General features: G+C 70.0%; 3 protein-coding genes. All 3 read right to left on the bottom strand.

Features of this window, described 5'->3' with window-relative positions; genetic code table 11:
- Positions 1 to 93: 93 nt before the first annotated feature.
- On the bottom strand, positions 94 to 897 hold the full coding sequence (locus ACLU3S_RS36385) for an enoyl-CoA hydratase/isomerase family protein (protein ID WP_413956252.1): 804 nt from the start codon (positions 895 to 897) through the stop codon (positions 94 to 96).
- A 117-nt stretch (positions 898 to 1,014) separates the two neighbouring features.
- Positions 1,015 to 1,236 (bottom strand): helix-turn-helix domain-containing protein, encoded by a 222-nt coding sequence (locus ACLU3S_RS36380; RefSeq protein WP_004002281.1) that lies wholly within the window; start codon positions 1,234 to 1,236, stop codon positions 1,015 to 1,017.
- A gap of 356 nt (positions 1,237 to 1,592) precedes the next feature.
- Entirely contained in the window at positions 1,593 to 3,191 is a 1,599-nt protein-coding gene (locus ACLU3S_RS36375; RefSeq protein WP_413956251.1) for an ABC-F family ATP-binding cassette domain-containing protein, read from the bottom strand.
- Positions 3,192 to 3,379 lie beyond the last annotated feature (188 nt).

The raw sequence follows: 3,379 nt of genomic DNA, 5'->3' as shown, positions 1-3,379 counted from the left end.
CGAAGGCCGGGTCAGGGCTGCGTGGCTCGAGTGGCGCCGATGAAGGGCGCGTCGGGACTGCGCGGTCGGTTCGTGCGCGGGCCGTGGTCGGGGCTACTCGCCGAGGCCGGCCAGGTCGCGCAGCCGGCGGGCCTGGGCCGCTCGTTCCGCCGCACGCTGGTCGTCGTACGTACGGCCGACCGCACCGCGCAGCAACGCCTTGGTCTCCACCACGGCGTCGCGCGGTGCGGCCAGCAGTGCGGCGGCCAAGTCGTGCGTGGCTGCGTCCAGTTGGTCGGCGGGCACGGCGAGGTTGGCCAGCCCGGTCGCCACCGCCTCCTGCGCCGATACGAACCGCCCGGTCACGCAGATCTCCAGCGCGCGGGCGTACCCCACCAGGCCGACCAGCGGGTGTGTGCCGGTCAGATCGGGGACGATGCCGAGGCTGGTCTCGCGCATGGCGAACTGCACGTCGTCCGCGACGACCCTCAGGTCGCAGGCGAGCGCGAGCTGGAATCCGGCACCGATGGCATGCCCTTGGACGGCGGCGACGGACACGATGTCGTTGCGCCGCCACCAGGTGAACGCCTCCTGGAATTCGGCGATGGTCGCGTCGAGCCCGGCGTCGTCACGACGCGCGAGTTCGGTGAAGGTCGGCTCGCCCGGGATCCCCTCCGGGGTGAACATCTGCCGGTCCAGTCCGGCGGAGAAGGACTTGCCCTCGCCGCGCAGCAGGACGACGCGGACGGAGCCCGGCAACAGCCGACCGGCCTCGGTGAGCGCCCGCCACAGAGCGGGGCTCTGCGCGTTGCGCTTGGCCGGGTTGGTCAGCGTCACCGTCGCGAGCGCGTCGTCGACGGTGAGCCGTACGCCGTCCTTGTCGAGTACGGCAGCGAGGTCCTGGTCGGGCGAAGCCATGGGGCGCCTCCGATGGGTGCGGTCAGCAGAGCAGAGCTAAGTGACTGCACAGTAACCACCCGGCCGATCAGATCGCCGACCGGGTGGCCACCATCGAAGCCGATGGGCCGCCCGGAGTCAGGACGATGCGGCCTTCTTGCCCCGGGTCGCTCCGCCACGCCCACGCAGCGTGACGCCCGACTCGCTGAGCATCCGGTGGACGAAGCCATACGAGCGGCCGGTCTCCTCGGCCAGCGCCCGGATGCTCGCACCGGAGTCGTACTTCTTCTTCAGGTCTGCCGCGAGCTTGTCGCGCGCGGCGCCGGTCACCCGGCTGCCCTTCTTCAGAGTCTCGGCCACCCGTGCCTCCTCATGGGAAGTGCGCTCTGGTCTCCTCATGATCACCCCTCCGGGGCGTGATGGCCACCCATTCGGCAAGGTCCGTGAGACATCGTTGTGACGACAGGAGTGGATCCGCACAAGCGGAATAAGGCATTCCATTGAGTGGTGTCCACGGGGCCGAACGGGTGGACTCGCGAAGTGCCAGGTCAGCGCCGCGCGGCGGCCGACCCCTTGGGGCGCGGGGCATCGGCCGCGAAATCCGTGTACGACACACCCCGATACGAGGAGATCTCACACAGATGATGGATCACGGATGGGCCGAATGATCCATACGAAGTGGATCAGAGCTCGATCCCGCTCGATCCGGCTTTCGATCACGCGAGGGCGACGAGATCCGCGTAGCCGGAGCCCCACAGGTCCTCGACCCCGTCCGGCAGCAGGATGATCCGCTCCGGCTGGAGCGCGTCGACGGCGCCCTCGTCGTGGGTGACGAGGACGACGGCGCCCTTGTAGGTGCGCAGGGCGCCGAGGATCTCCTCGCGGCTCGCGGGGTCGAGGTTGTTGGTCGGCTCGTCGAGGAGCAGCACGTTCGCCGAGGAGACCACCAGGGTCGCGAGCGCGAGCCGGGTCTTCTCGCCGCCCGAGAGGACACCGGCCGGCTTGTCGACGTCGTCGCCGGAGAACAGGAACGAGCCGAGCACCTTGCGGACCTCGACCAGGTCCATGTCGGGGGCGGCCGAGCGCATGTTCTCCAGGACCGTGCGGTCGGGGTCCAGGGTCTCGTGCTCCTGCGCGTAGTAGCCGAGCTTGAGGCCGTGACCGGGCACGACCTGCCCGGTGTCCGGCTTCTCGACGCCCGCGAGCAGGCGCAGCAGCGTGGTCTTGCCGGCGCCGTTGAGGCCGAGGATGACGACCCGCGAGCCCTTGTCGATGGCCAGGTCGACGTCCGTGAAGATCTCCAGGGAGCCGTACGACTTCGACAGGCCCTCGGCCATCAGCGGGGTCTTGCCGCAGGGCGCGGGCTCCGGGAAGCGCAGCTTGGCGACCTTGTCCGACTGACGGACCTCCTCCAGGCCCGCGAGCAGCTTCTCCGCACGCCGGGCCATGTTCTGCGCGGCGACCGTCTTGGTGGCCTTGGCCCGCATCTTGTCGGCCTGCGCGTTGAGCGCGGCCGCCTTCTTCTCGGCGTTGGCCCGCTCCCGCTTGCGGCGCTTCTCGTCGGCCTCGCGCTGCTGCTGGTAGAGCTTCCAGCCCATGTTGTAGATGTCGATCGCGGAGCGGTTGGCGTCCAGGTAGAACACCTTGTTGACGACCGTGTCGACCAGGTCGACGTCGTGGGAGATCACGATGAAGCCGCCGCGGTAGGTCTTCAGGTAGTCCCGCAGCCAGCTGATCGAGTCCGCGTCGAGGTGGTTGGTGGGCTCGTCCAGGAGCAGCGTGTCCGCGTCGGAGAACAGGATGCGGGCCAGCTCGACACGGCGGCGCTGGCCGCCGGAGAGGGTGTGCAGCGGCTGGCCGAGCACGCGGTCCGGCAGGTTCAGCGCGGCGGCGATGGTCGCGGCCTCGGCCTCGGCGGAGTACCCGCCCTTGGTGAGGAACTCCGTCTCCTGGCGCTCGTACTGCTTGAGGGCCTTCTCGCGGGTGGCGCCCTTGCCGTTGGCGATGCGCTCCTCGTTCTCGCGCATCTTGCGGATGAGGACGTCGAGCCCGCGCGCGGAGAGGATCCTGTCCCGGGCCAGGACGTCCAGGTCTCCGGTGCGGGGGTCCTGCGGGAGGTAGCCGACCTCGCCGGAGCGGGTGATGGTGCCGGCGGCCGGGATGCCCTCCCCGGCCAGGCACTTGGTGAGGGTGGTCTTGCCTGCGCCGTTGCGGCCGACGAGGCCGATGCGGTCGCCCTTGGCGACACGGAAGGTGGCGTTCTCGATGAGGACGCGCGCACCGGCGCGCAGCTCGATACCGGAGGCGGAGATCACGGACAGACTCCAGGGCGTACAAGGGGTTGGCGGGTGGGCGGCTGAGGACGTTCCCGCCGTCTAATGCGCGAGGAGAATGGCCATGGGGTGAAGTCTAACGGGGGCGTGCAAGCGGTTTTTCTCCGTCCGTGCGTTCGGGCGGGCTCGGGGAGATCGTCGCCGGGGGCGTGCGATGCGGGCGGCCCGAC

The organism is Streptomyces sp. AF1A, from assembly GCF_047340315.1.
In the GTDB taxonomy this organism is placed as follows: Bacteria; Actinomycetota; Actinomycetes; order Streptomycetales; family Streptomycetaceae; genus Streptomyces.
Note: the sequence above shows the minus strand (reverse complement) of the source record. Positions and strands in the feature narration are given on the sequence as shown.